Origin of the sequence: Vibrio sp. M260112, from assembly GCF_036533775.1 — a bacterium.
Taxonomy (GTDB): domain Bacteria; phylum Pseudomonadota; class Gammaproteobacteria; order Enterobacterales; family Vibrionaceae; genus Vibrio.
This window is the reverse complement of sequence record NZ_JATABH010000114.1, coordinates 1-2,534: the sequence shown is the minus strand read 5'-3', so window position 1 is coordinate 2,534 and position 2,534 is coordinate 1. Positions and strand designations below refer to the sequence as shown.

General features: G+C 43.2%; 4 protein-coding genes and 1 pseudogene. 2 read left to right on the top strand and 3 right to left on the bottom strand.

The genetic code is table 11. The features are described from left to right. Positions 1-176 precede the first annotated feature (176 nt). Entirely contained in the window at positions 177-524 is a 348-nt protein-coding gene (locus QTN95_RS20220) for a GlpM family protein (protein WP_331418778.1), read from the bottom strand. A gap of 7 nt (positions 525-531) precedes the next feature. Next, complete coding sequence (locus tag QTN95_RS20215) at positions 532-888, bottom strand: acyl-CoA synthetase (RefSeq protein WP_331418776.1); 357 nt, start codon at positions 886-888, stop codon at positions 532-534. Positions 889-1,169: 281 nt separating this feature from the next. Between QTN95_RS20215 and QTN95_RS20210 the strand changes: the two genes are divergently transcribed. Both QTN95_RS20210 and QTN95_RS20205 read left to right on the top strand, forming a co-directional pair. Further along, on the top strand, positions 1,170-1,538 hold the full coding sequence (locus QTN95_RS20210; protein ID WP_331418775.1) for an acyl-CoA thioesterase: 369 nt from the start codon (positions 1,170-1,172) through the stop codon (positions 1,536-1,538). A gap of 119 nt (positions 1,539-1,657) precedes the next feature. Further along, on the top strand, positions 1,658-2,362 hold the full coding sequence (locus QTN95_RS20205) for a DUF445 domain-containing protein (protein ID WP_331418774.1): 705 nt from the start codon (positions 1,658-1,660) through the stop codon (positions 2,360-2,362). A gap of 33 nt (positions 2,363-2,395) precedes the next feature. Here QTN95_RS20205 and QTN95_RS20200 read toward each other — a convergent pair. Further along, positions 2,396-2,534 (bottom strand): annotated as a pseudogene (locus tag QTN95_RS20200) (IS4 family transposase); the annotation flags it as partial.

The window sequence follows — 2,534 nt, the reverse complement described above, 5'->3', positions numbered from 1 at the left end:
GAAGCTTGATTGTATCTACTCATGTTATTTGTCCTCTTTGACTTCTGGAAAAATCAAAGACGCATTTAGCATGAGTAGTTTTACAGGCAAAGCCGAAACGGATGATAACCACCTACTGAAGTAGGTGGTTTAGGGCTGAAAACAAAAAAGCCTAGAGTCGAACTCTAGGCTTTCTTCTAACTGACCGCTAAAGCTCTGGTCCAAATTACGAGCAACATCATCGCTGACACAATCCAAACGGCGGTAGCCATACTTAGGGTTTGAACCAAACTAAAGCGATAGCTGAAATAGTAGACAGCTAACAGATAGCTAGCATAGGGGAGCAGTGAGTAGAGGCCAAACAAGGCTGTGGCTCGTAAATCTTCCATATTCCGCTCTGAGCCGACAATGTAATGCGCGATCAAAGCAAAGCTTGGAAACAGCGGTACTAAACCAGCAATAAAAAAGTTCTTCGATTTGGACAGCAGTGCAATCACCAACACAGCGGCGGCACCAATCAGACATTTAAAAAATAACGCTACCATCGCTTACCTACGCCAAATTTAAGAACAGCTCTTCATCAGTCATGTATTTATGCTTGCTACCTAGATTTCTAACGTGCATAAACATAAAGTTGGGAAAACCGGGGGCGAGCAAATCATTGGGGAGCCAAACAATGCCTCCGACAAACACATATCTGCCCTGCTTGTCATCAGTGTGAAGCGCGTTATTTATCTCTGTCGATAGTTCAGGACGAACACCTTCAACGACACACACAATTTGTCCACGAGCAACGCCAATAACTCGCTTAACTAAATTGGCTTTTACCCCACAACGCCAAGCTTGTCTCGTGGCCATCTCAAAGCCATGCTTTCGCACACTTTTTTGAATATTAACAATCAGATTCATCGTGTAGAACACCTACTAGGTGGCATATGTGGCTCTAGAGTAGTAACTGCGGATAAGAATAACGACCCATCAGATTGGTGTAATTCTCACCAGATGAAAATTGCATCCAAATTGATGTTGGACACTTTGCGGCATCTTGCCGTTAGAGCAATGTGGTATTTGGACCTGTATTGTTGCACTATTAAAGTGCACCAACGCACCAATATATAGCACTCGCACTCTTGGGTTATTGCTAAGTTAAATTAGATATTACGCGTCATAAACTGGCTGTTAGGGTCGAGATGGACGCTTTGCAACACGTCAACAACGCGGTTTATTTCCGCTACTTTGAAACAGCAAGACTCGACTACTTCAACAAAATCATTCTGCTCGTTAACCTAAAACAAAACCATATAGGCCCTGTGCTCAGCCACACCGAGTGTCGATACAAAGCACCAGTCACTTATCCAGATACGCTGTTAATTGGTTCCCGTGTCACTGACTTGCAAGATGACCGATTCACAATGGAGTACCAGATCGTAAGTGAAAGCACTGGTAAAGTGACGACCGTTGGTTCAGCCACTTGCGTCATGTTTGACTTTAAGCACCACACCAAAGCTTCTATACCTGAAAACATCAAACAAGCTATTTTATTAGCCGAAGAACGATAAGCTCAAAATCCTAGATTCGATTTGGCGATTTCATCAGAGCGCCAAATCAATTTGTGTGACATCTCATATTTGACTTGGTATATACTCCTCTCCATCGTAAATAAACACCTTATTTGTCAATGAACAAGAGCTTACTAACCAATCTTATCGCACTCGCTTTACTAACAGGTGGCTATCAAGCAGACAACCAAATTGCCTTATACGCTGGACTATTTGCGTTTTCAGGCGCCATCACCAACTGGCTTGCCATTCATATGCTATTTGAAAAGGTGCCTGGTCTCTATGGTTCCGGTGTTATTCCTGCGCGTTTTGAAGAATTTAAATCAGCAATCAAGACACTGATGATGGAGCAGTTTTTTACCCAAGAAAACATCGACAAGTTCTTAAGCAAGGAAATGGCTGGCGGCAAGTCCCTTAACCTTGAGCCTGTGATTGAAAAGATAGATTTTAACCCAACGTTTGACTCACTCGTTGACGTCATCGCCAACTCTCAATTTGGTGGTATGCTGGCGATGTTTGGTGGCACAGATGCGCTCCAACCTATGAAACAACCTTTTGTCGAGAAAATGAAACTAGCGATTGTCGACATGAGTCAGAGCGACACCATCAAAGATGCCTTAAAAGAACAGTTTGAAGCCCCAGCGATGATGGATGAAATACGCACTAACGTTGAGAACATCATCGATCAGCGCCTCAATGAACTCACGCCCAAACTGGTTAAGGAAATCGTTCAGAGAATGATCAAAGAACACCTAGGCTGGTTGGTCGTTTGGGGCGGGATCTTTGGTGGCATTATTGGCATAATTTCATCCTTTATTGCCTAAAATTGAAAAAGGAAGCGGTAAGCTTAATGCCAGTCAGTTAAGCTGACTGGCTTTCTTTTTATTGGGGTATTTCTTTGCCTTTGGTTTTATTGCTCTCGGATATATCCGCTCTTCTCGTTTAATGGGCAAGACATGGTGTATCGCCTCCTCTTGCAAGTGAGTAATGCGCTTA

What these genes read in the sequence shown, in the direction of transcription:
- QTN95_RS20210 (WP_331418775.1), top strand. Translation starts at nt 1,170, where the DNA reads ATGGACGCTTTGCAACACGTCAACAACGCGGTTTATTTCCGCTACTTT.
- QTN95_RS20215 (WP_331418776.1), bottom strand. Translation starts at nt 888, where the DNA reads ATGAATCTGATTGTTAATATTCAAAAAAGTGTGCGAAAGCATGGCTTT.
- QTN95_RS20205 (WP_331418774.1), top strand. Translation starts at nt 1,658, where the DNA reads ATGAACAAGAGCTTACTAACCAATCTTATCGCACTCGCTTTACTAACA.
- QTN95_RS20220 (WP_331418778.1), bottom strand. Translation starts at nt 524, where the DNA reads ATGGTAGCGTTATTTTTTAAATGTCTGATTGGTGCCGCCGCTGTGTTG.